21 protein-coding genes are annotated in these 24030 nt (G+C 36.3%); 11 read left to right on the top strand and 10 right to left on the bottom strand.

Features of this window, described 5'->3' with window-relative positions; all coding sequences use genetic code 11:
• Positions 1-28: 28 nt before the first annotated feature.
• From ACLBWW_RS24610 to ACLBWW_RS24595, 4 genes are all read right to left on the bottom strand, one after another.
• Positions 29-1501 carry a sodium:solute symporter family protein gene (locus ACLBWW_RS24610; RefSeq protein WP_447614284.1) on the bottom strand — a complete coding sequence of 491 codons (1473 nt, stop codon included), beginning with the start codon at positions 1499-1501 and terminating at the stop codon, positions 29-31.
• Complete coding sequence (locus ACLBWW_RS24605) at positions 1498-1695, bottom strand: DUF3311 domain-containing protein (protein ID WP_000719861.1); 198 nt, start codon at positions 1693-1695, stop codon at positions 1498-1500. Before ACLBWW_RS24605 ends, ACLBWW_RS24610 begins: the two co-directional genes overlap by 4 nt.
• Position 1696: 1 nt before the next feature.
• Positions 1697-2872: an amidohydrolase gene (locus ACLBWW_RS24600; RefSeq protein ID WP_098887474.1), complete on the bottom strand. Its 1176-nt coding sequence runs from the start codon at positions 2870-2872 to the stop codon at positions 1697-1699.
• Positions 2873-3004: 132 nt separating this feature from the next.
• On the bottom strand, positions 3005-3715 hold the full coding sequence (locus tag ACLBWW_RS24595) for a C39 family peptidase (protein WP_046957293.1): 711 nt from the start codon (positions 3713-3715) through the stop codon (positions 3005-3007).
• A 380-nt stretch (positions 3716-4095) separates the two neighbouring features.
• Here ACLBWW_RS24595 and ACLBWW_RS24590 point away from each other — a divergent pair, with 380 nt between their 5' ends.
• The 8 genes from ACLBWW_RS24590 to ACLBWW_RS24555 all read left to right on the top strand — a co-directional run bounded on the left by ACLBWW_RS24590 (position 4096) and on the right by ACLBWW_RS24555 (position 12427).
• Entirely contained in the window at positions 4096-5511 is a 1416-nt protein-coding gene (locus tag ACLBWW_RS24590) for an amino acid permease (protein WP_098124122.1), read from the top strand.
• Between the two features lie 282 nt (positions 5512-5793).
• Entirely contained in the window at positions 5794-6669 is an 876-nt protein-coding gene (locus ACLBWW_RS24585) for a cytochrome aa3 quinol oxidase subunit II (RefSeq protein WP_001176181.1), read from the top strand.
• A gap of 33 nt (positions 6670-6702) precedes the next feature.
• Complete coding sequence (gene qoxB / locus ACLBWW_RS24580) at positions 6703-8637, top strand: cytochrome aa3 quinol oxidase subunit I (RefSeq protein ID WP_000762383.1); 1935 nt, start codon at positions 6703-6705, stop codon at positions 8635-8637.
• Positions 8638-8650: 13 nt separating this feature from the next.
• On the top strand, positions 8651-9253 hold the full coding sequence (qoxC, locus tag ACLBWW_RS24575) for a cytochrome aa3 quinol oxidase subunit III (protein ID WP_000729313.1): 603 nt from the start codon (positions 8651-8653) through the stop codon (positions 9251-9253).
• A complete protein-coding gene (gene qoxD / locus ACLBWW_RS24570) occupies positions 9254-9565 on the top strand; it encodes a cytochrome aa3 quinol oxidase subunit IV (RefSeq protein ID WP_000531382.1) in 312 nt (103 codons plus the stop codon).
• 269 nt (positions 9566-9834) lie between these two features.
• A complete protein-coding gene (locus ACLBWW_RS24565; protein WP_048541800.1) occupies positions 9835-11664 on the top strand; it encodes a monovalent cation:proton antiporter family protein in 1830 nt (609 codons plus the stop codon).
• A 53-nt stretch (positions 11665-11717) separates the two neighbouring features.
• Complete coding sequence (locus tag ACLBWW_RS24560; protein WP_116442944.1) at positions 11718-11975, top strand: DUF4022 family protein; 258 nt, start codon at positions 11718-11720, stop codon at positions 11973-11975.
• A gap of 14 nt (positions 11976-11989) precedes the next feature.
• A complete protein-coding gene (locus ACLBWW_RS24555) occupies positions 11990-12427 on the top strand; it encodes a GNAT family N-acetyltransferase (protein ID WP_048541798.1) in 438 nt (145 codons plus the stop codon).
• A 39-nt stretch (positions 12428-12466) separates the two neighbouring features.
• Here the strand turns inward: ACLBWW_RS24555 and ACLBWW_RS24550 are convergent, their stop codons facing one another.
• The 3 genes from ACLBWW_RS24550 to ACLBWW_RS24540 form a co-directional block, all read right to left on the bottom strand.
• A complete protein-coding gene (locus tag ACLBWW_RS24550) occupies positions 12467-12895 on the bottom strand; it encodes a hypothetical protein (protein WP_447614283.1) in 429 nt (142 codons plus the stop codon).
• Between the two features lie 4 nt (positions 12896-12899).
• On the bottom strand, positions 12900-13100 hold the full coding sequence (locus tag ACLBWW_RS24545) for a helix-turn-helix transcriptional regulator (RefSeq protein ID WP_000301181.1): 201 nt from the start codon (positions 13098-13100) through the stop codon (positions 12900-12902).
• Between the two features lie 136 nt (positions 13101-13236).
• Positions 13237-14529: an NCS2 family permease gene (locus ACLBWW_RS24540; protein ID WP_097815105.1), complete on the bottom strand. Its 1293-nt coding sequence runs from the start codon at positions 14527-14529 to the stop codon at positions 13237-13239.
• 280 nt (positions 14530-14809) lie between these two features.
• Between ACLBWW_RS24540 and ACLBWW_RS24535 the strand changes: the two genes are divergently transcribed.
• Positions 14810-16201, top strand: coding sequence for an amino acid permease (locus tag ACLBWW_RS24535; protein ID WP_048541791.1), 1392 nt, complete (start codon positions 14810-14812; stop codon positions 16199-16201).
• A 181-nt stretch (positions 16202-16382) separates the two neighbouring features.
• A complete protein-coding gene (locus ACLBWW_RS24530) occupies positions 16383-17930 on the top strand; it encodes a DNA-binding protein (RefSeq protein ID WP_046957300.1) in 1548 nt (515 codons plus the stop codon).
• Between the two features lie 35 nt (positions 17931-17965).
• Here ACLBWW_RS24530 and ACLBWW_RS24525 read toward each other — a convergent pair whose 3' ends face one another.
• Both ACLBWW_RS24525 and brnQ1 read right to left on the bottom strand, forming a co-directional pair.
• Complete coding sequence (locus tag ACLBWW_RS24525; RefSeq protein WP_098633576.1) at positions 17966-19687, bottom strand: DUF2339 domain-containing protein; 1722 nt, start codon at positions 19685-19687, stop codon at positions 17966-17968.
• Between the two features lie 136 nt (positions 19688-19823).
• The gene (brnQ1, locus tag ACLBWW_RS24520) at positions 19824-21125 is read right to left on the bottom strand and encodes a branched-chain amino acid transport system II carrier protein BrnQ1 (RefSeq protein WP_098630985.1); all 1302 of its coding nucleotides are present in this window, start codon (positions 21123-21125) and stop codon (positions 19824-19826) included.
• 252 nt (positions 21126-21377) lie between these two features.
• On the opposite strand from brnQ1, the gene ACLBWW_RS24515 reads away from it, so the two are divergent.
• Positions 21378-22763, top strand: coding sequence for a peptide MFS transporter (locus ACLBWW_RS24515; protein ID WP_048541781.1), 1386 nt, complete (start codon positions 21378-21380; stop codon positions 22761-22763).
• A 29-nt stretch (positions 22764-22792) separates the two neighbouring features.
• Here the strand turns inward: ACLBWW_RS24515 and ACLBWW_RS24510 are convergent, their stop codons facing one another.
• A complete protein-coding gene (locus ACLBWW_RS24510; protein WP_048541779.1) occupies positions 22793-23914 on the bottom strand; it encodes a YHYH domain-containing protein in 1122 nt (373 codons plus the stop codon).
• Between the last annotated feature and the right edge of the window lie 116 nt (positions 23915-24030).

Here is a 24030-nt window from a genome sequence, read left to right as displayed (position 1 = left end):
CTTTTCAAAGATAGCTCTAGCACACGGATTACTTTTCTACTATTATACTGTCTGTCTTTATAGACACATTTCTCGTGAACCCGCTAACGATAAACATCACAATCATATTCATTAACAATGCGACTATACCTACATTTAAATCTTTTATATATTGAGGGAAAGCTGGAAACATCGTAGCTATAGTTGAACCAGATAAAGTAATATATGCGACCACTAACAACCCAATCCCCATCCCTGCAATTGCCCCTTGCTTCGTAATAACTTGACGTGGAAACAAACTACATACAAGTGCAGGGAAAAGTTGTGTCACTATACTATATCCCATTAAAAGAAGTGCCCCTATTGTTTCTCCACCTTTAAAAGTGAACAAAACAGCTACAAGCGTTACTACAGGCACAAATAATTTTGCCACTTTAGCAACTTGTCTATCTGAAGCAGATGGGACCATTGTTCGGTAAATGTTTTTTGCTAATAAAGTAGACGCCGCCATAACAAGCATAGAACCCGGAACTAATGCTGTTAATACTCCTGCACTACCAATAATACCAATAAACCATGGATCAAATGTTTGAAGAGCGAGACGGAATAACGAAAGGTCTACATCCCCTCCCTTTAACCCTGGAACTTGCAGTATAGCTGCAAATCCTGCAAAGAACACGAAAAGTAAAACTAAAGAATACAATGGCATAATTGCCGCATTTTTACGAAATACTTTTTCATTTTTTGCAGAGAAAGCAGAAGCGAATGTATGGGGCCACATATAGAAACCGAGAGCTGTTAATACAATAGTAGAAACAAACCAAGAAATGCTCATTCCTTCATCAGGTAAAGATAGAAATCCTGGTTTTGCTGCTTCTACAGCTTCAAACATCGGCTGAAAACCTCCGTAATAATGATATGGTAAATATATACCTAAAAACATAACGATAAACAGTATCATAATATCCTTCAAAGCGGCTGTCCAAGCAGAGCCGTGTATGCCTGAAACCATTACATATATCGTTATAACAATCGCACCAATCCGCACTGCAATAACTGGTGATACCCTGCCGTAAGATGCTTCCGAAACGATAATACCTAATCCTTTTAACTGTAAAACAAGGTATGGGATAATTGAAATAACCCCAATGACAGAAACGATAATGCCAAGCGTCTGACTCTTATATTTCTTCACAAAAAAATCTGGCTGTGAAACAAGATTATGCTCTTTCGCATACTTCCAAACTGGCGGCAATAAAAAGTAAGATAAAATATAAGCTAGTGCACCATAACCTAAAATATAGAAAGTAGGTGCTCCTTTACTATACGCCCATCCACTTCCGCCTAAAAATGTGAACGTCGTATAAATTTCACCTGCCATAAGAAGAAAAACAAAAATAGTGCCAAAGCCTCTTCCTCCAACTGACCATTGCTCTAAATTCATATCTTTTCCATGTTGTGCCCGAATTCCTAAAAATAGTGCGAGAAACAAAAATAAAATAATGATAAGTAAGGCGATCATTTTACATCCCCCTTATTAGCAGGATCAAATACGTACACAAGCCCCATACAAAGAGACGTAATGAGCACCGATAATAATACCCAAAATAATAAAAATGGCATCCCTAATACGTAAGGAGTAACTGAATTAGCAAATACAGGTCCAACAACTAAACAAAAAACTGGAATAAGCGCTAATACGTGTATTTTCTTCATCTCATTCTCCTTTACTTATAAAATTCATAATAGATGATACAAAGACTTCCACTCCAATCGGTAATGCATCTTCATCAATCGTAAAACGAGGATGATGATGCGGATATATAATTCCCTTCTCTTTATTTCCCGCTCCAATAAAAAAGAATGTCCCTGGTGCCTTTTGTAAAAACGCTGAAAAATCTTCCCCAGCCATCGTCGGTTGTAAACGAGTAACTCGTTCCCTTCCATAAAGCTGTAATGCAGTTTGCTCAATAATCTCTGTAACTTCATAATCATTTACTACTGGTCGATATCCATATTCATAAGAAAATGTATATTTCGCTCCGTAAGATTCCGTCACATGCTTCACAATCCGTTCAATCCTTTTCTCTGTTTCTTCTCGCAACTCATGTCTTAAATTCCGCACTGTCCCTTCAATCTCCGCTTGTTCTGGAATCACATTATGGGTTGTCCCAGCATGAAATTGCGTAACAGATACTACAAGAGAATCTAACGGATTCGTGAGGCGAGATACAATGTGCTGAAGTTGCGAAACGACTTGTGTACCGATTGCAATACTATCAACCGTTTCATGAGGGATTCCAGCATGTCCACCTTTTCCTTCTATCGTAATTTTAAAAACATCTGGGGCAGCCATTGCAGGACCATAAATTACACCTATTTTACCAACCTCTAACGATGCCCAAAGGTGAGCACCAATAATATAATCCACACCTTCCATTACACCCGCTGCAACCATTTCCTCTGCACCGCCAGGAAAGTTTTCTTCTGCATGTTGGAAGAGAAAACGAATCTCCCCTTTAATCTTCTCTCTTTTTTCTACTAACTTATGTACGACCCCAAGTAATATCGCTATATGTCCATCATGGCCACATGCATGCATAACACCTGGATATGTAGAAATAAAATCAAACTCATTTTCTTCATGAATAGGAAGAGCGTCCATGTCAGCACGAACCGCGATGGTTTTACCAGGTTGCTTACCAATCAACCTTGCCATTACACTATATTTAGTAGGTCTTGACACTTCTAAATATGGGATTTTTCGAAGTATATCGAATACAAACTGTGATGTTTTTTCTTCTTGAAAAGATAACTCTGGATACTTATGAAAATGCCTTCTCCACTCAATTAATTGATTTTTCGATAAAACCAGTTCCTTTGCAACATCCATTTCTCTTCGCCCCTTCTTCACCAAGTTAAATGTTATTATAACGTGAATTGTTAACTTTTAAAAGAATCTTCTGAATTTTCCGTTATAATAACTTAAAAATAAAAAGCCATCAAAAAGATGACTTTTTCAGTATTATAAAATAGTAATCGCTTGTTTCCCCATTTGCTCCCAAGCTTTCTCAAACTCTGCTCGCGGAACAGCAAAACGCGGATTATTTTTAAGTGGATCATTTACATATACAAAGTTTTGATCATACCCAACTATTACTACACTATGTTCATAATATGTAATTTTCACTTCGCCAGAGCTTGTATTCCATGTTTCAAAACTACTCTCGGCTAGTGGCTTAAACGTTGTATTAATAATGACCCATACTGGCGAACCGGAACTAACTACTTTATACATATCTTGTACGTCTCTACCTGTTAAATTAACTACTTTTTCAGGAGCATATTTTTCTGCTAAATTAAAAATGGGTTGATTATATACACCATATCCTGGCTCTGCCTTCGTATAAATATTTCCAACGAACCCCTCATAAGGATTTCCACGTAAACCATTTTGTTCAAATGGAACACGATGAATTTCGCTAGCAAGTTGCATCTTATCTACTTGTATACCTTTGTATTGTAGCAACATAGCCAAACTTGTAACTTCACATCCACGAGGTAATTCTGGTAACTGCTTTATAAACGGAACATTTTCAATCATAGTCGCTTCTTTCATTTCAGATAGAAACTCTAAACGGAACACTTGCGCCTTTTGTATAATTTTATCTTTCCCTATAAAAAACGCGGCAGCAAATATAATTCCAAAAACAAAAAGATATTTTAACTTTTTCATTTTAAACAAAACTCCATTAATTATTATTTTACAGACATACCTCTTATCATTGTACCTTTCTTCTTACTAGTTTGCTAGAAAGATTCTGTGAATTATTGTTTACACTTTAATCGTTATAAGATTCTAATTATTTTTAATAAAAAGAAAAAACAATATACTTTTTTGAATATTTTTGCTAAAATCAAAATAATTAACATAGTGAAGATATCACCTTGTTAATAAAAACATTCTTAGAGTATTTAATCATAGTTCGCATTTTTACATACTCCATTCATTTCATAATAAATAAGCCGAGTATGTGTCACATCCCCCACTAATGATTAAAAACTCGGAATGAAAATCAATTCATACATACAAGAAAATAACGGGGTGAGGGGCATATGAATCAACAAGTAGAACACACAGATTTAAAACGAACAATGAAAAGTAGACACCTATTTATGATTGCACTTGGTGGTGTTATCGGAACTGGCCTATTTATGGGATCTGGTCAAATCGTCCATAACGCCGGTCCTGGTGGTGCTATTCTTGCATTTTTAGTCGGTGGATTTGTTATGTATTTAACGATGTTATGTCTTGGTGAATTATCAGTTGCTATGCCAGAAGCAGGTTCATTCCAAAGCTATGCAAGCAAATTTATTTCACCTGGTTTTGGATTTGTTGTCGGTTGGATGTATTGGTTAAATTGGGCTGTTACAGTTGGGGTAGAGTTAACAACTGTAAGTATTTTAATGAAACGTTGGTTTCCAGACGTTTCTTCGTGGATTTGGTGTGTTACATTTGCAGCAGCACTCTTTCTTGTAAACGCATTATCAGCAAAGGCATATGCAGAAGCAGAATTTTGGTTCGCAAGTGTAAAAGTCGCAACCATTGTTATTTTCATCGTACTCGGTGGTGCAGTTATGTTCGGTCTACTAGACTTTAATGGAAAACCAGCGCCAATGCTTCACAATTTCACTGAAAATGGCGGATTATTTCCAAACGGTGCATTAGCTGTTCTTCTTACGATGATTACAGTAAATTACTCCTTCCAAGGAACAGAATTAATCGGAATTGCTTCAGGAGAAAGTGAAAACCCTGAAAAAACAATTCCAAAAGCGATTAAAAATACCATTTGGCGAACTCTCTTCTTCTTCGTCCTAGCAATATCAGTTGTTGTAGGTTTACTCCCATGGCAAGAGGCTAATCTAGTCGAAAGTCCATTTGTACTTGTATTTGATGTGGCTGGTGTTCCATATGCAGCTGACATTATGAACTTTGTTATTATTACAGCAGTATTATCCGTAGCCAACTCTGGTCTATACGCAAATTCTCGTATGCTTTGGGCGATGGCAAAACAAGGAATGGCAAGTCCAGCTTTTACAAAGTTAACTAAAAAAGGAGTGCCACTAAACGCATTAATTTTCAGTCTAATTTTTGCAAGTTTGTCTCTATTAACAAGTATATTTGCGGCAGATACTGTCTTTTTAGTCTTAACATCTATTGCAGCTATGGCCGCTGTCGTAGTTTGGATGTCAATCGCAGCTTCACAGTTTTTCTTCCGTAGAAATTTCTTAAAAAACGGCGGGGACATTAATGATTTAAAATATCGCACACCGCTTTATCCAATCGTTCCAATCGTAGCATTCTCACTCAATTTCATTACATTTGTTAGTTTAGCTTTCATTCCAGATCAGAGAATTGCTCTTTATTGTGGTATTCCATTTATGATTTTTTGTTACATTTTATACCAATTAAAATATAAAAAAGTTGACACATTTGAACAACAAATAAATCTAAAAAAAGAAGTAAACTAAATATACAAAATATTCAGCTATCTTCCTTATCATAAGATAGCTTTTTTCTATTTCTTGGATATCTTGGTATAACTTTATTTATCTTAAAATTTCCACAATCACGTTTTTCACTGGAAAATAGTTTACAATGTTATCAAGTTACAAATGATATTCACCTTAAAAAGTGTGCATTTGTGTCTATTTTTTAACAATATCACAAAAACTATTGCCATCTATAAATTAATAGGTTTATATTGTTTTATTGGCATAGTTTCAATCCAAGGAGAAAGGAGATTTTCAATCGTGCAACTAAAGAAAACGTTTTGGAAGCTGGCTTCGCTTCTTCCGTTATCATTACTTCTGTTCCTCGGCGGCTGTGATAAGAAACTCGCAGTATTAAATCCGCAAGGACCTGTTGCAAAAGCACAGTATGATTTAATTGTTTGGTCATTCTTGCTTATGTCATTAATTATCGCAATTGTATTCATCTTGTTTACAGTCATCTTGATTCGTTATCGTGAAAAACCAGAGAATATGGACTACGAGCCACCTGAACAACACGGTAACACATTATTAGAAATTATTTGGACGCTTGTTCCTGTTATTATCGTTATCGCATTATCGATTCCAACAGTAAAAGCAACGTATGCTTCGGAAGAGGTTCCGGAAGAGTCCAAACATATTAAACCAGTTGAGATTTATGTTACATCTGCAAACTGGAAATGGTTATTCAGTTACCCAGAGGAAAAAATTGAAACCGTTAACTATTTAAACATCCCAGCTGGTGTACCAATTCAATTCAAACTGACTTCTGTCGGTCCAATGAATGCTTTCTGGGTACCAGAACTTGGTGGTATGAAGTACACTATGGATGGCATGATTATGGATCTTTATTTACAAGCTGATAAGCCTGGTTCTTACCTAGGCCGTAGTGCGAACTTCTCTGGTGAAGGATTCACACATATGGAGTTCGAAGTTGAAGCAAAAACTAAAGAGAAATATGACAAGTGGGTTAAAGAAGTACAACAAACTGCTCCTAAACTAACAGAAGATAAGTACAACGAAATTGTTAAACCTGGTGTAGTTGGTCGTATGACATTCTCTAGTCACCACTTAAGTTATGTAGATCCAAAATCACTTGAATATTGTGATTACAACTACTACAAAAACAAAAAATAATAGCTATTATTCCAACAGATTGGAGTGAACACAGTGAAGCTTGATGAATTCTTTGTCACAGGTGACCCGATTATTTACGGTGCAGACGCTTCTATCGTTCTTGTGACATTAGCAATCATTTTCGTACTAACAAAGTATAAAAAATGGAAATGGCTTTGGGACGAATGGTTAACAACTGTTGACCATAAAAAGATTGGGGCCATGTATATTATTTCTGCGGTTATCATGTTATTCCGTGGTGGTATGGACGGTTTAATGATCCGTGCACAGTTAACATTCCCAGAAACAACTTATTTAAATGCTGAACACTATAACGGAATCTTCACAACACACGGTACAGTTATGATTCTTTTCATGGCGATGCCATTCGTTATGGGATTAATGAACCTTGTAGTACCATTACAAATTGGTGCTCGTGACGTTGCATATCCGTTCTTAAATGCTTTAAGTTTCTGGTTATTCTTTGTCGGAGCAATGTTATTCAACATCGCTTTCGTAATCGGTGGTTCTCCAGACGCTGGGTGGACTTCTTACTTCCCAATGGCAGGTACAGAGTTTACTTCTGGTGTAGGAAATAACTACTACGCAATTGCATTACAGATTTCAGGTCTCGGTACGCTAATGACCGGTATTAACTTCCTTGTTACTATCTTAAAAATGCGTACACCTGGTATGACTTTAATGAGAATGCCAATGTTTACTTGGTCAATCTTAATTACAACAGTTATCATTATTTTCGCTTTCCCAGTATTAACAGTTGCTCTTGCATTAATGACATTTGACCGTCTATTCGATGCTCACTTCTTTACGATGGCGAGCGGCGGTATGCCAATGTTATGGGCCAACCTATTCTGGGTATGGGGGCACCCTGAAGTATATATCGTTATTTTACCGGCATTCGGTATTTTCTCTGAAATCATTAGTACATTCTCACGTAAACGTCTATTCGGTTACAGTGCGATGGTATACTCAATGGTTGCAATTTCTTTACTAAGTTTCGTCGTATGGCTTCATCACTTCTTCACGATGGGTGCAGGTCCAGCGGTTAACTCATTCTTCTCGATTTCGACAATGGCGATTTCGATTCCAACCGGGGTTAAGATCTTTAACTGGTTGTTTACACTGTATAAAGGACGTATTCGTTTTACAGTTCCAATGCTTTGGTCATTGGCATTTATTCCAAACTTCGTAGTCGGTGGGGTTACAGGGGTTATGCTTGGTATGGCAGCAGCTGATTATCAGTACCATAACAGCTACTTCCTAATTGCTCACTTCCACTACGTATTAATCGCAGGTACAGTATTCGCTATGCTTGCTGGATTCACATTCTGGTATCCAAAAATGACTGGTCATATGTTAAACGAACGCCTAGGTAAATGGACATTCTGGATCTTTATGAGCGGATTCAATATCTGTTTCTTCCCAATGTACTTCTTAGGTTTAGACGGTATGACTCGTCGTATGTACACTTACTCTGAAAGTCTTGGATGGGGATGGCTAAACCAAATCGCATCTGTTGGTGCGGTAATGATGGGTATTGGTTTCCTAATTCTTTGTTACAACGTAATTTGGAGTGCTCGTCACGGTGAACGTGACACAACTGGAGATCCATGGGATGGCCGTACACTTGAATGGGCAACTCAATCTCCTGTACAACATTACAACTTCGCGAAACTTCCTGAAATCAAAGAAGCTGATGCTTTCTGGTACATGAAAAAACGCGGCGAAACAGTTACACCAGCAGCAGAAGATATCAAACCAATTCACATGCCAAGTAACTCTGGTGTGCCTATTATTGCGTCTTTATTCTTCGGTCTTGCAGGTTTCGCATTAGTATTTAGCTGGTTCTGGCTTGCAGCAATCGGCGGCGTTGGTATTTTAGCTTGCTTAATCTATCGTTCATTCGATTATGATGATGGCTACTACGTAAGTGTTGATGAAATTAAAGAAACAGAACATATAGCATGAGAGGTGAAATGATATGGCGGCTTTAGATAAAAGCTTACCTTTGGAATATCAATCCGAGCAAAGCAGATTGAATATCCTAGGATTCTGGATTTTTCTTGGGGCTGAAATTATGCTGTTCGCAACACTTTTCGCCTCTTATCTAGTACTTGCTGGTCGTACGGCAGATGGCCCAACCCCAGCGCAACTATTTGAACTTAAAACGCTTTTAATTCAAACATTACTACTTTTAACAAGTAGTTTCACATGTGGTATCGTAATTCACGAAATGCGTAAGCACAACCAAAAAGCAATGCTTGGATGGTTCATCCTTACATTACTTTTAGGTGCAGGTTTCCTATTCTTTGAAATCGAAGAGTTCATTATGTACATCGGTGAAGGCGCAACAATTCAAACAAGTGCTTTCCTATCTGCATTCTTCGTTCTTCTTGGAACGCACGGAGCCCACGTAACAGGCGGTATCATTTGGGCAATTTGTGTTATTATCCAAATTTTAAAACGAGGTTTAACACCAGTTACAGCTCGTAAAGTATTTATTATCAGCTTATACTGGCATTTCCTTGATCTTGTTTGGGTCTTTATTTACACACTAGTTTACTTGAACGGGATGGTGGCGTAAATGGGTCAAAATAACAACCAGGCAAACGGACATGCGCATAGCGGATTCCCTTGGTCACACGTTTTCGGATTTATTTTATCGCTTGCACTAACGTTTCTAGCGTTATACGTGGCACTTTATACAAACCTGCCACTTTCAACAATCTTAACAACTATTATCGTAATGGCTGTTGCGCAAGCGTTGTTACAATTAATTATGTTCATGCATTTAAAAGAAGGAGAAGGAAGAGTTCAAATTCTTACTATGATATACAGTTTCTTCGTTGCAACTGCAACAGTTGGTTTAACTGTATGGATCTTCTTCTCAATGTAATGTACATGAAAAAGACTGCTGACATTCCTCAGCAGTCTTTTTTTATCCCGCATTAACGAGCAGTAAGACCCCCACTGATTAAAGTTTCACTTTATCCCCTCACCTATTACATCCACATTACGGAATTAACAACAGAATCATGAAAAATATACTTATTATGACAAATGTTAAGAAAACTCTTTCTTTATGAAATCGAATCCATATGCGTTGCTTTTCTACCTATTATATGGCTAAATAGGTACTATATTTATTTGAAGGGAGAGAACGCAATGGAACATCATACTTCTGTTCTATCACTTATGGTTGTCGTTGCAATCGCGTTTTTCGTTCCCCTTTTGTTACAACGCTTTAAATTAAAAGCACTTCCTGTCGTTGTTGCAGAAATCATCGCAGGAATCTTTGTAGGTAAAAGTGGGTTTAATATTATTCAGCCAGATATGTGGCTTCAAGTCTTATCGACACTAGGATTTATCTTCTTAATGTTCTTAAGCGGTTTAGAAATTGATTTTTCTATCTTTAAACAAAAAGGGAAAAAGAATACGACAAACGAACCAAACACATTCCAAGCAGCAAGCATTATCTTTTTATTTATTTTCATCTTATCTTATGCCCTATCATTACTATTCGTATGGCTAGGATTCGTAGATAATGCAATGTTTATGACTTTAATTATTTCCACTATTTCTTTAGGTGTTGTTGTACCAACATTAAAAGAAAATAACTTAGGAAAAACGGCAATCGGCCAAATCATTTTATTAGTCGCTGTTATTGCAGATTTGGTTACAATGATTTTACTTGCTGTATTTGTCGGATTAAATTCCGAAAGCGGTCAAAGCATGTGGCTCCTTCTTCTTCTATTCGGCGCTGGTATTGTTATTTACTTCGTTGCAAAACGCTTTAAAAACATTCCATACTTAGATAGCTTAAAAGCTGGTAGTGTACAAATTGATACACGAGCTGTTTTTGCACTCATCTTAATATTAGTTGGGTTATCTGAATCTGTTGGAGCTGAAAATATTTTAGGTGCCTTCTTAGCAGGGGTACTTGTATCGTTATTATCACCAAATGAAGATATGGTTGAAAAACTGGATTCCATCGGATATGGTTTCTTCATTCCTATTTTCTTCGTGATGGTTGGTGTAAACTTAGAGGTTTGGTCTATTTTCAAAGAACCTTCTAGTATGCTAATGATTCCAATTTTAATTGTGGGACTCTTTATATCAAAATTGTTACCATCACTCGTCTTACGAAAATGGTATCCACGTAATATCGTACTAGGAAGTGCCATCTTATTAACATCGACACTTTCTTTAGTTATTGCAGCCGCACAAATTGGTGAAAAACTAGGGATCATCAGTCCGAGCTTATCTGCTTCCCTTATTTTAAGCGCAGTTATTACTTGTATTTTTGCACCTATATTATTTAAAAAAATGTTCCCAAAAGTAGAAACACCAAAACCAAAAGTTTCTATTATTGGCGCAAGTAGAATTACCCTTCCGTTATCACTTGATTTAAAACGAGAAGATTATGACGTAACACTATATATGATGCGTCAAAATAAAATAAATGATGAGGAAGCAAAATCACATGACTTCCCTATCGTGAAATTAGATGACATCACAATCGCATCATTAACTGAACAAACAGCATTTCATGCAGATCGTGTTGTTGTTGCAACAAGTGATGATGAACAAAACTTATTATTAGCAGAACACGCAAAAGAACTAGGCGTTGAACATGTTATTGCAAGTGTAGAAGATCCACTTCTACAAGAAAAAGCAACGCAAGAACATATCGCCGTATTCTCAACAATCAACTCTACACGTATTCTATTACGTGCACTTATTGATAAACCAAGTCTCGTTCGCTTAATTACAACAGCAAACGAAACAGTCCGTGAAGTGGAACTACGGAGTAATAAATATAACGGCGTTGCACTTCGTCGCCTTCCATTTTTAGGCGATGTACTCGTCATTCAAATTTATCGTGGAAATAAAGCATTAATCCCACATGGTGATACAAGCCTACAACACGGCGATACATTACTTGTAACTGGCTCAAAAGAACATATCGATACACTAAAAAGCATATTAGAATAGAAAAATGCCCCTCACATAATTGAGGGGCATTTTTTTCCATTTTATATGGTAAAATGTTACTATCATATATTATGAGGATGGATCACATTATGTCTATTGTAACTTTAGCTCTTTTATTATTGGCGGAAATACTCGTTGCCATTATTCTCATCGGTGTTAGCATTGAAATTTGTAGTTACGGATGGAAAAAATCGAATGGAATAAAATACTCTTGCCTCTTACTTTCACTCCTTCTCGGAACTGCTAGCATACTCGGACTTTTCGCCGCACCTGCCTATTTCTTTATACAACTAACAGAAAACGCCTTATAAGAAAGGATGTTAATATGATTACCGTGAAAAATATTGAGGGATCTGAAACTTACGTATTACGTCAAAAAATTTTACGCCCGAATCAAACATTAGCAGATTGTAAATACTCTTCCGACTATGAAACAGACACCTTTCACTTAGGCGCATTTATAAACGATGAACTAATTAGTATCGCTTCCTTCTCAAAAGAGATATACCCTGACTTACTAGCAGGTGTTCATTATCGTCTACGAGGAATGGCAACATTACCTGAATTTCGAAACAAACGTGCTGGGAGTTCCTTAATTCAGAAGGCCGAGCAAGTCTTGCAAGGACGTAAAGCAAATATATTATGGTGTAATGGCCGAATTACTGTAGCTGACTATTACAAGCGCTTAGGCTTCCAAGAATATGGTGAAATCTTTGAAATTGAACCGATTGGCCTTCATAAAGTACTATATAAAAGAATATAAGAAAAGCTTTCCGCAATATGGGAAAGCTTTTCTTATATTTCAATCTTCACTTTTTATTTTTCTCATATATATGTATATAAACAAACTAGGAACTAAAAAACAAGCAAACATAATAAGTCCTGTTATACTAATTTCCTTTATAGAAATATCTGGTGTTACAATGATACAAATAGCTAAAATTCCACTAACAATACCTACTGGAATAAATAATAATTTCATAAAATAGCTCCGTGATACTCCACCTGTATGCTCATATGCCTCTACAGAATGTTTTAAATTTAAGAAGTTAATGACTACGATCCCGCACATAAATACCATTAATAAATCTGAAACACTTTCATATCCTGCATCTTGCAAAACGTAGCGATAAAAAACAATACCTAGTATGACGATATTTTGTAAGATGAAAACGAGTCTAATATGTTTTAGCCCCTCAATCATTAAACGTTCATCTTTAACAATCCTCATCCTCTCACTCCTCTTCCTCCCAAAATAAATCATTCAATGTTTTGTCTACTGCATAACAAATTTTTAAACATAAATCTAAAGATGGATTGTATTTCCCCTTCTCAATTAAACTAATCGTTTGCCTTGTAACGCCTACTTTTTCTGCTAATTGTTGCTGTGTTAAATCTAACTGAACACGCGCGACTTTTATTTTACTTACAGCCATTCATGTTCCTCCTTCACCTATATTGTAACATATATATTCCATTAAGTAATTTATATTTTACGCCATTAATTTGATTTTCACCTTATTATACACAAAAAAGGAGCCTCTCATAAGAAGCCCCTTTCCTATATCTATATTATAAGAATAAATGACATCCAAATAAAATTGTAAATAAGTATAGTAACGGATGTACTTCCATCCCTTTCCCTTTCACAATTTTTAAGACTGGATACACTAAAAATCCAATTGCAATTCCATTCGCAATGCTAGACGTTAACGGAATACCAACGAAAATTAAAAATGCTGGTAATGCATCTTCAAATTCATTCCAATTAATATCACGAAGACTTTGCGCCATTAAACTACCTACAATAATTAATGAAGGAGCTGTAATAGCGGCTACACTTGATAAAGAAGCAATCACAGGGCTGAAGAATGCCGTTATAATCGTTAGACCGACAACTACAATACCTGTTAATCCTGTTTTACCACCTGCAGCAATACCAGCTGACGATTCAATCGTCGCTGCTGTTGGGCTTGTTCCAAATATAGAGCCTGTAGTCCCGCCAATTGCATCTGCAATAAACGCTTTACCAAAACGTTTCTCTGTATTATCTGTAATTAAACCTGCTTGTTTAATTAAACCGAGTAGTGCACCTGTTGTATCAAATAACAGTACAAGTAAAAATGAAAATACAACACCATATAATCCGTATTCAATTACATCTGAAAAGGCGTTGATTGGGTTTGAAACGATAATTCCCTCTGGTAAATGAGGCATCGCAACAATTTTATCCGTAAACTTCAGTTGCCCTGTAAAGAAGGCGATAACTCCTGTCACAATCATACTAATAAATAATGCACCACTCACACGTAATGCCATTAATACCGCCGCTAATATTAAACCAATTAAAGTTAAAATAACGGCTGGAGAATGAAAATCACCAATCGTAACTAAATTAGATGGATGATCAACAATAATTCCAGAAAGGCGTAATCCAATAAAAGCAATAAATAGTCCAATTCCACCTGCAATTGCATGTTTTAAACTATCAGGAATTGCGACAATTAGCTTTTGCCTAAATGAAGTGAAAGATAATAAAAGAAAAATGATACCTGTTACAAATACTGCTGAAAACGCAATGACATATGTAATCCCCTCTGCCTGTTGAACAACAGAATAAGCAAAATACGCATTCATTCCCATAGCTGGAGCAATAACAATTGGATAGTTAGCTAAAAACGCCATACATAGCGTCCCTATAACAGTCGCAATAATAGTTGCCGTAAAAGCTTGATCAAATGGTACACCTGCATCAGATAATATTTTCGGATTGATGACAAGAATATACGCAAATGTAAAAAAAGTTGTGATGCCAGCTAAAAGCTCTTGCTTCACAGAAGTGTTATATTTTTGTAATTGAAACATGGTTATGTACCCTTCCTACATCTGAATTATTATCACATATTCTTTTCTTACTAGTATGTGAGAAAATATAATACTTAATCTTAACAATCAATAAAAAGAAGAGTCAATATATTCACTAATAGTTCGAATTTTAAGTTTAAGTCTGACAAGTACAGATGTAGTACAGTTAATCATGTTTATTTTTGTAGCATAACAGATAGAAATGTTTTATAATTTTAAATAGTTAAATATTTAGCAAACGCATTCAAATATCGTTCACTCTACAAGGAGGATTCTTCTTATGCAGCACACAAACAAATCTGAAACTTTAAATCGAGGTTTAAAAGAACGACATATTACTTTAATGTCACTCGGTTCAGCCATTGGCGTTGGACTATTTTTAGGATCCGCTTCTGCTATTAAACTAGCCGGTCCTTCCATCTTACTAGGTTATATGATCGCTGGACTCGTTATTTTTTTCATTATGCGAGCACTCGGAGAAATGGCAATTGAACAACCGGTTGCCGGTTCTTTTAGTAAATACGCTAATGATTATATCGGCCCACTTGCTGGCTATATTACTGGTTGGAACTACTGGTTTTTATGGGTTGTTACTTGCATGGCTGAAATTACGGCGGCTGGCATTTACATGCAGTACTGGTTCCCAGATATCCCGCGCTGGACTTGGGCACTACTCGCTCTATTATTAATGAGCGCTTTCAACTTCTTATCAGTAAAAGTATTTGGAGAACTTGAGTTTTGGTTTGCTCTCATCAAAATTGTCACAATTATCTGTATGATAATTGTTGGAGCTGGTATTATTTTATTCGGATTCGGAAACGGTGGTATCGCTACTGGTATTTCAAACCTTTGGTCACATGGTGGCTGGTTCCCAAATGGTTTTTCTGGGTTACTACTCTCCATGCAAATGGTGTTATTCGCTTATTTAGGCGTTGAATTAATCGGTGTTACAGCTGGTGAAGCTCAAAACCCGAAGAAAACACTCGCAAAAGCTATCGATAACGTATTTTGGAGAATCCTAATCTTTTACGTCGGGGCATTATTCGTTATGATGGCAATTTATCCATGGAACGAACTTGGCGAGAAAGGAAGTCCATTCGTATTAACATTCCAACAAATCGGCATTGCAAAAGCAGCCGGTATTATTAACTTTGTCGTATTAACAGCAGCTCTTTCTTCTTGTAATGGTGGTTTATTTAGTACAGGCCGTATGCTATTTACATTAGCTCAGCAAAAGAAAGCACCTGAAAGATTTGGTCGTTTAAATAAAAACGGTATTCCGAGTCAAGGAATTGTAGCAACAGCTATCGTTTTACTCGTTGGTGTTATATTAAACTATCTTGTGCCCGCAAAAGTGTTTACATGGCTGACTAGTATTTCAACTTTCGGGGCAATTTGGACTTGGGGGATTATATTAGTCGCTCAAATTAAATTCCGTAAAGGATTATCAACTGAGAAAAAAGACAAGCTAACGTATAAAATGCCTTTACATCCATTAAGCTCTTACTTCTCACTTGGCTTCCTTGCACTTGTACTATGTATAATGGCGTATTCAGAAGATACACGAATTGCATTAATCGTTGGCCCAATTTGGCTTATTGGCTTAGCTATCGTGTATTATATGAAAGGATTTCATAAGATTGATGAAACACCTAATTCAAAGATTAGTTAAACAAGCTATCCCTTCCTTATTACTTGGAAGGGATTTTTTATTGTCTATATAAATATTTCTCAACAAAATTCACGGTATTTTTACAATTTTTTAATATTTTTTACGTTTTCCGTCTTTTTTTTTTCAGAAAAATAAATTACATTATTAAAGCACATATATTTATTATTAGGGGGATTCTTCTATGAAGAATAAAAAGTGGATTACATTTTCTTTAGCAACAGCAATTACACTTAGTATGGGGAGTTCGTTCATACCGTCTACTTATGCAGAAAGCTCTGTAGACCCAGCTCCTGAAATTGCTGCAAAGGTTGTAAATCAAAATAGCGGGAAGAAAGTATTATTCGATAATACACACGGTCAAACGGCCGGGACTGCTGACTGGGTTATTGATGGTGGCTTTTCTGATTTCGGAAACGGCATTGCCCAAAATGGATATCATGTAAAAGAACTTCGTAAATCAACACCTATTACATACGACGACTTAAAAAATTACAACGTGTTTATCGTTCCAGAGGCAAATATTCCTTACAAAAAATCTGAACAAGATGCTATGTTACAATACGTGAAAAATGGCGGTAGTATCTTCTTCATTGCTGATCATTATAATGCAGATCGTAATAAAAATCGCTGGGACTCTTCTGAAGTATTTAATGGATACAGACGCGGTGCTTGGGATAATCCTGCAAAAGGAATGTCTAGTGAGGAAGTAAATTCACAAGCTATGCAAGGAGTAGAAAGCTCTGATTGGCTATCTGACAACTTCGGTATTCGCTTCCGCTACAATGCAATCGGTGATGTTGCAGCTAAAAATATTGTGTCGCCTGAACAATCATTTGGAATTACAAAAGGTGTTTCATCTGTAGCAATGCACGCTGGTTCTACTCTAGCAATTACAAACCCAAAACTAGCAAAAGGACTTGTTTATCTTCCAGAAAATCCGTCAAAATGGAATAACGCTGTTGATAGTGGTGTTTATAACGGCGGTGGCGTTGCAGAGGGTCCATATGCTGCAATCGCAAAAGTAGGACTTGGAAAAGCTGCCTTTATCGGTGATTCTTCTCCAGTTGAAGATGCATCGCCAAAATACGTTCGTGAAGATTCTGGCCAAACAAAGAAAACTTACGATGGATATAAAGAAGAAAACGATGCTATCTTACTAGAAAATATCGTAAATTGGCTATCGAATAAAGAAACATTTACAAGCTTAGATCAAGTAAACGGTTTACAACTTGATTCACCTACTGCTTTACAAACATTTGAACAACCAAGCTTATCAACAGAGCCACAACCAGAACCTTGGAGTGCACCAAACGCGGGTTACCAATGGTTTAATACAAATACATTTAAATCTGGTTCATACGGATATAACGGCGCCGTAACAGCAAATGATTATGTGATTACACGCCCTAGCATTCTACCAAACAATGAAGTGTTCCAAATAAAGATTCAAGTAAACAACTTATTACCTAATACAACTTATAATAACTATTCTTTAGGTATCTTCTCGACTGGTGGAACACAAGTAGCAAAAGTCCAAAATACAAACGGCACTTGGCCATCTACTTTCGGATATAGTAGCGCCTTCTCATTCACAACAAACAGCTTTGGTTCTGCTGAAAAAATTGTGAACGTACAACTTGATTCAAATACAACTGGACAAGCAACACTTCGTCTACGCCAAAATACAACAGCAAAATATAGTGAGGCTGTAACGATTAATAAGAAATGATGAAAAAGGCAATCCGCATGCGGATTGCCTTCTTCTCACTTCTCTTCTTTCGAGAAAAACATTCTTGAAATAACGATACCTATACTACCTACAATTAAGAATAACACAGCCCTGATCATCATCGATACTTCTGGTAAGTCCAGAAGGAATAGCTTCCCTATCGTTACGACTAACACGACTAAGCCGGCATACAATATTTCATTCATATTTTTATTCCTTCCAAGCCAAACGGCAAATAATGCATATACCATCCATAATAACGATACAGATACGCTTATTATACTTCCATCTGTAGACAGCACTTCACCGACTCTAGTAATTGCAATAAATACGATAACCATAAACCAATAGAGTGCTATAGAATAAACATATTTTCCAAAGCTCGTTAATACATCTTTCGCTCGTTTCATGCAGTAATAAAATGTACCTATTAAAATAATATGAGCAACAAACCCAGCTGAAACAAAATGATCGAACGGGCTAAAAATAGTCTGTATCATTCCAATCGCGTAAATCGTCGCGCTAACATATAATTTTATTTGTTGTTTTACTTTAATAGCAGTCACCATACCGAGGAAACCTTGTAATAATAATACAATCGCTGCATTCACTAAACTATACTCATATAAAATCGCTAAACTAAATGCACCCATTGCGAAACCAAATAAAAGATTTGTAAATGAAGAATGCCTATTTTTTCTATATTCAAACACGAACATCGTAGCGTGAACGAGTGCACTAATCATTAATCCACATGTTGTAAATTCAGGTATTTTTGAAATGGCTAATATAAAGAAAACTGCATTCGCACTAAATATCGCCAAGCGTGGCTCTAATATAAAGCTTCTCTCCGTAAACATATGCCAAAATAATAGTAAGTGAATCAAACCATAAACAACTGTTAACTGTACTTGCAAATCCTCTACTAACATTGACATAATAGCAAAGAAAACAAAAAGGACAATAGCAGCAACAGCATAAGAAATCATATATAAATACTGATAACGATTTTTCAACGCATACCATAATAAGCTAAGTGTTAGTATCGTCTCATATCCAAAGAAAATATAAGGATTAGGAGTCGTACTATTTAATAAGAATGGCACGAAGAAAGCTCCTACGGCTACGAATATAGTAAGATATTCCGATTGATACCTCTTCGCTACATAAATACCTAAAATGACCCATGCAATATTACATACAAACGCGACACTCGCCGGAATAAAGCCATATAAATAATGTGCCGCAAATGTCGTTAAAACTATACCCGTTATACTTCCTCCTGCTAATACTAACCCTAACGCTTGCCGCTCTCGTTTAATTTGAATATCCCCTATATAATAAAAACCGATTGATAGGACAATACCAAACACAATTCGTATTGCTGGCGTTAATAATCCAGCATCTACCCCTGCTTTAAACAACCAGATTACTCCAAGTAACATAATACCGACAAATATGCGTGGTAACCACGTTTGGCAAAACTTAATAATATTAAATGGTTCTGGTTTAAAAGCAGATATATCTACTTGTTTTACCTCACGTTCTTGCACAGGCTCTTTTATTGTAACTACTTCTTCTTTTTGTTTTTCCTCCGTTACCGTTTCAATATATTCTTCCTTTTCCTTACTAACATGTTGCTGAGCATTTTCTACTTCTATTTCTTTTTGTTTTGCTTTCAATTCAAAAAGCGCTTCTTGAATTGTTTCAATTGCCGTTTCGAGCGCTTCTATTTTCTTATTTAAATCCTCCTTCATACGCTCCCCCCTCATCATTCATTCAAAATCTATATATTACCAATTATCTTTATCATACTCTTAGTCTATTCATTTTCAATACCATTTTTCCTAAAAAAAGAAAGGTGTCTTCCGAAATAGGAAAACACCTTTTTACTCATTTATTCTTATTTAGAACAACACTAACGATGACACCAATACAAACACCTATAATAGCTGGAACAATCCATCCAACACCTTCTGTATAAAACGGAATGTATTTCAATATTGACGTCCACTGATTCATCATTACATTTTTATTGAAAATATCGATTGCACTAAATACCGCTACAATCCCAACAGTTACTGCATATACGTATGCATACTTTCCAATATACTTATGGAATAACCCTAAAATAATAAGCGTTAATGCAACTGGATAAATAAACCCAAGAATCGGTACTGATACTTTTAAAATTTGTGTTAATCCTAAATTAGCTAAAATCATACTAGCAAAACTTAATATAAATGCCCAAACTTTATACGCTACTTTCGGAAATGCACTTGCGAAAAATTGACTACAAGATGTAACAAGCCCGATTGAAACGCATAAGCACGCGATCGTAAAAATAAGACCTAATAAAACGACCCCGCCTTGTCCAAATAATGTAGTCATAACTTGCGCTAACACGTTCGCCCCATTATCAAATGTACCTAACGAACCGCTAATTGAACCAACATATCCAAGTATGATGTAAATAATAGATAATAAAAGTCCTGCACCAATTCCAGCAATACTCATATATTTCGCTAAACCTTTATCATCTTCAACACCTTTTGCACGAAGAGCATTTGCAATAACAATCCCAAAAATTAAAGCGGCTAGCGCATCCATTGTTAAATATCCATCTAAAAAGCCTTGGAACATAGGAGCTTGTTCATAGTTTCCAGTAGCCTCTTTCACACTGCCTACTGATGTAAACATACTCTTTATAAAAATAAGGGCAATCATACCTAATAATAACGGTGTTAAAACTTTTCCGAACAACCCCATTAATTTAGACGGTGATAAACTTAACCAGTACACAATACTAAAGAAAATAACCGTGTAACATAATAAAACTATACTTCCCGATTCTGTGAAGAACTGACCTGGTCCCATTTCAAAAGCTAAACTTCCTGCACGTGGTATACCAAGACCTGGTCCAATAAATAAATACACGATACATGGGAAAATAATGGCGAATGAAGAATGAACCCTCCCCGCTAACGTTTGAAAGCTTCCCGCTTTCGCAATAGCGATAACACCCAATATAGGAAGACCTGTTGCTGATATAATAAATCCTATTAACGAAATCCACACATGTTCTCCTGCTTCATACCCAAGGAAAGGTGGGAATATAAGATTCCCCGCTCCAAAGAACATCGAGAATAACATAAGGCTAATCAGTAAAATTTCTTTTTTCTGTAACAATTTCATTTGTTTCTCCTTCTTTAATTTCATCTTTCATGAAATCAATTTCACATATAAAAAAGTGCAATAATCCGCTTCCTAACAAAGAAAACATAGTCCATAGTCTAACATAAAAGAAACACCCATTCTATAGCTATATCTCTTTTCCAATTTCTTCTGAAAAATCAACCTTTATTGACTTATAATAGTTAATAAGGTAAAATATTAAATGTACAAAATTATTAACTTTGTTTTTGTTTGTGTCAGGAGGAAAATAACATGGAATCAGCGATACAACTAGAAAGAGAACAACAAAGAAAAAAGAAACATCCTCCAGGTTTATACTTACTCTTCTTTACAGAAATGTGGGAAAGATTTAGTTACTATGGATTACGAGGATTATTAACATTATATTTAACGACAGCTTTAGTAAGCGGTGGTCTTGGGTTTAGTCCTGCGTGGGCACTATCCATTTACGGATTTTACACTGGAGCCTGTTATTTCACACCAATGATTGGTGGATACTTAACAGACCGGTTCCTAGGTAGACGAAAAGCGATCACAATTGGTGGTATAACAATGGCAATCGGTAACCTTACACTATTTGCCATGCAAAACCAAGTCGGCCTATACCTCGGATTAGCGCTTATTATTATCGGTAACGGATTCTTCAAACCGAACATCTCTACACTGGTTGGGGAATTATACGAAGAGAACGATCCAAAACGTGATAGTGCATTTACAATTTTCTATATGGGTATTAACGTCGGTTCATTTTTAGCTCCACTCGTTTGCGGATTTTTATCAGAAAATTTATTCAAAACAACAGTGGATGGCGTTGTTCACTTTGGATTCCGTTACGGTTTCTTAGCCGCTTCAATCGGAATGATCATTGGACAAATTTTATTTACAACATTATCAAATCGCTTCCTTGGTGATATCGGTAAAAAACCAACTCGTGATTTGCAAACAACAGATGGACAACCATCAGTAGGAGATACACCGTTAACAAAAAAAGAAAAACAACGTACCGCAGTTATCGTCATTTTAACATGCTTCGTTGTCTTCTTCTGGGCTGGCTTTGAACAAGCTGGTAGCTCATTAACATTATATACAAACAAATTTGTAGACCGCTCTGTGTTCGGATGGGAAGTTCCAACATCTTGGTTCCAATCGGTCAATCCATTATTTATTATTTTACTTGCTCCAGTCATTTCAGCATTATGGGCAAAACTTGCAACTCGCAAGCGCGGGGATTTAAAAATCCCAACTAAAATGGGACTTGGTATGATCTTGCTCGGTATCGGTTATATCATTCTCGTTATCGCTACATTAAAAACTGGTAGTGATGAACATAACATTACAGAAAAAGCAAACTTACTATTTATCGTCTTTACGTATCTTTTCCATACGTTAGGTGAGCTATTCCTATCACCTGTTGGACTTTCAATGGTTAGTGCTCTTGCCCCAGTAAAACTTGCTTCTTTATTAATGGGAGTATGGTTAGCAAGCTCAGGAATCGCCAACATTTTAGGCGGACAACTTGCAAGCTTCACAACTTCACTTGGATATGCTGAAGTATTTACCGTAATCGGAGCTGTAGCAATTGTATTAGGTTGTGTTTTATTACTAATTTCTAAGAAATTAGTGAAATGGATGGATTAAAAAAGATGAGGGGAAATCCCTCATCTTTTTTATGCATTCTTACCTTTTTCTATCGCTTGTTCGTACAGCTCTTTATGTTCTTTATATTCACTTGGCACAAAATTCTTATAGAAGAATGCAAGCCAACTGTCTCCTTTTTTATATCCTTCTTCTCTAATTTCTGCTGCTTTTTTATTTGATTTAAATCCTTCAATAAACCATTTCTTTAACGATTCATTTTTTTCATACTTAGCAGGAACTTTCAAATCATAGTTTTCAAATGCATACTTATAGCCAGCCTTTTCTACTGCTTTTTTTGTAGACTTATAGCCCTTTTCATAAGCTGTTTCATACACCTTCACGTACACATCTTTCTCTCTATTTCCAGGGTTCTTTCCGGCTAGTTCCTTACCTGCCTTTTCCCCTAGTTCAGCTTGCTCTTTTTCAATGTTTTCTGTTCTTTCTTTATTCCCTACTTGGAAACCTTCTGCAAAGTTCGGCTTAAACTCCGGAGCAATTTGACTATCTTCCATCGTCTCTTGTGCTAAACCTTGCTCTTTTCCTTTTTCAAAATGCGTTTTCTTCTGCTCTTCTAAAGACCAAGATGCAACATATGCAGTTTTGAATGCTTCTTTATATGTATCTGATTTTCCAGCTAAATGTGATTCCGCATCATTTTTCCCTGCTTTAAAATCAGTCTCTCCACTTTTTTGTCCCTCAAGCTGCCCTTTTTCCATATCAGCTTGACGCTGTACTTCCTCTCGCTTACGTGCCTCTTCTGCTTTTCTTTGCTCTTCAGCTACACGTTGTCTCTCTTCCTCTGCTTTTCTTTGTTCCTCCGCTACACGTTGTCTCTCTTCTTCAGCTTTACGCTGCTCCTCTGCGGCACGTTGTTTTTCAGCCTCAGCATTGCGCTGCGCTTCTACTTGTCTTTCGGCTTCTACAGCACCATTATCATTTGGGCTAGGAGCTGGACTCGTTGCACCACTACTAGAAGCTGGCTTATTGTGATAATGATATTCCCCGTACTGTAATCCCCATTTTTCACAATTTGTCCGACACGTATGTCCCCCATTAGCATCTGTACGCCCTGGATGCGCATAGGCTGAAATTGGAGCTACCAATAACGCTACACTTGTTGTTAAAAGAAGTTTCTTCACCTGTTGTTTCACTCTTGTTCCTCCCAAAATCTTGAATGCTAACTTTATTATACATAAATAGAAAAATACTTAAATACTAACTAAAATATTCTATTATTTCTCAACATTAGTAAAAAAGAAGGTCAACT

This window comes from Bacillus sp. M5A3_1b (genome assembly GCF_053345335.1).
The sequence above is the reverse complement of the archived record's forward strand: the minus strand, read 5'-3'. Positions and strand labels throughout refer to the sequence as shown.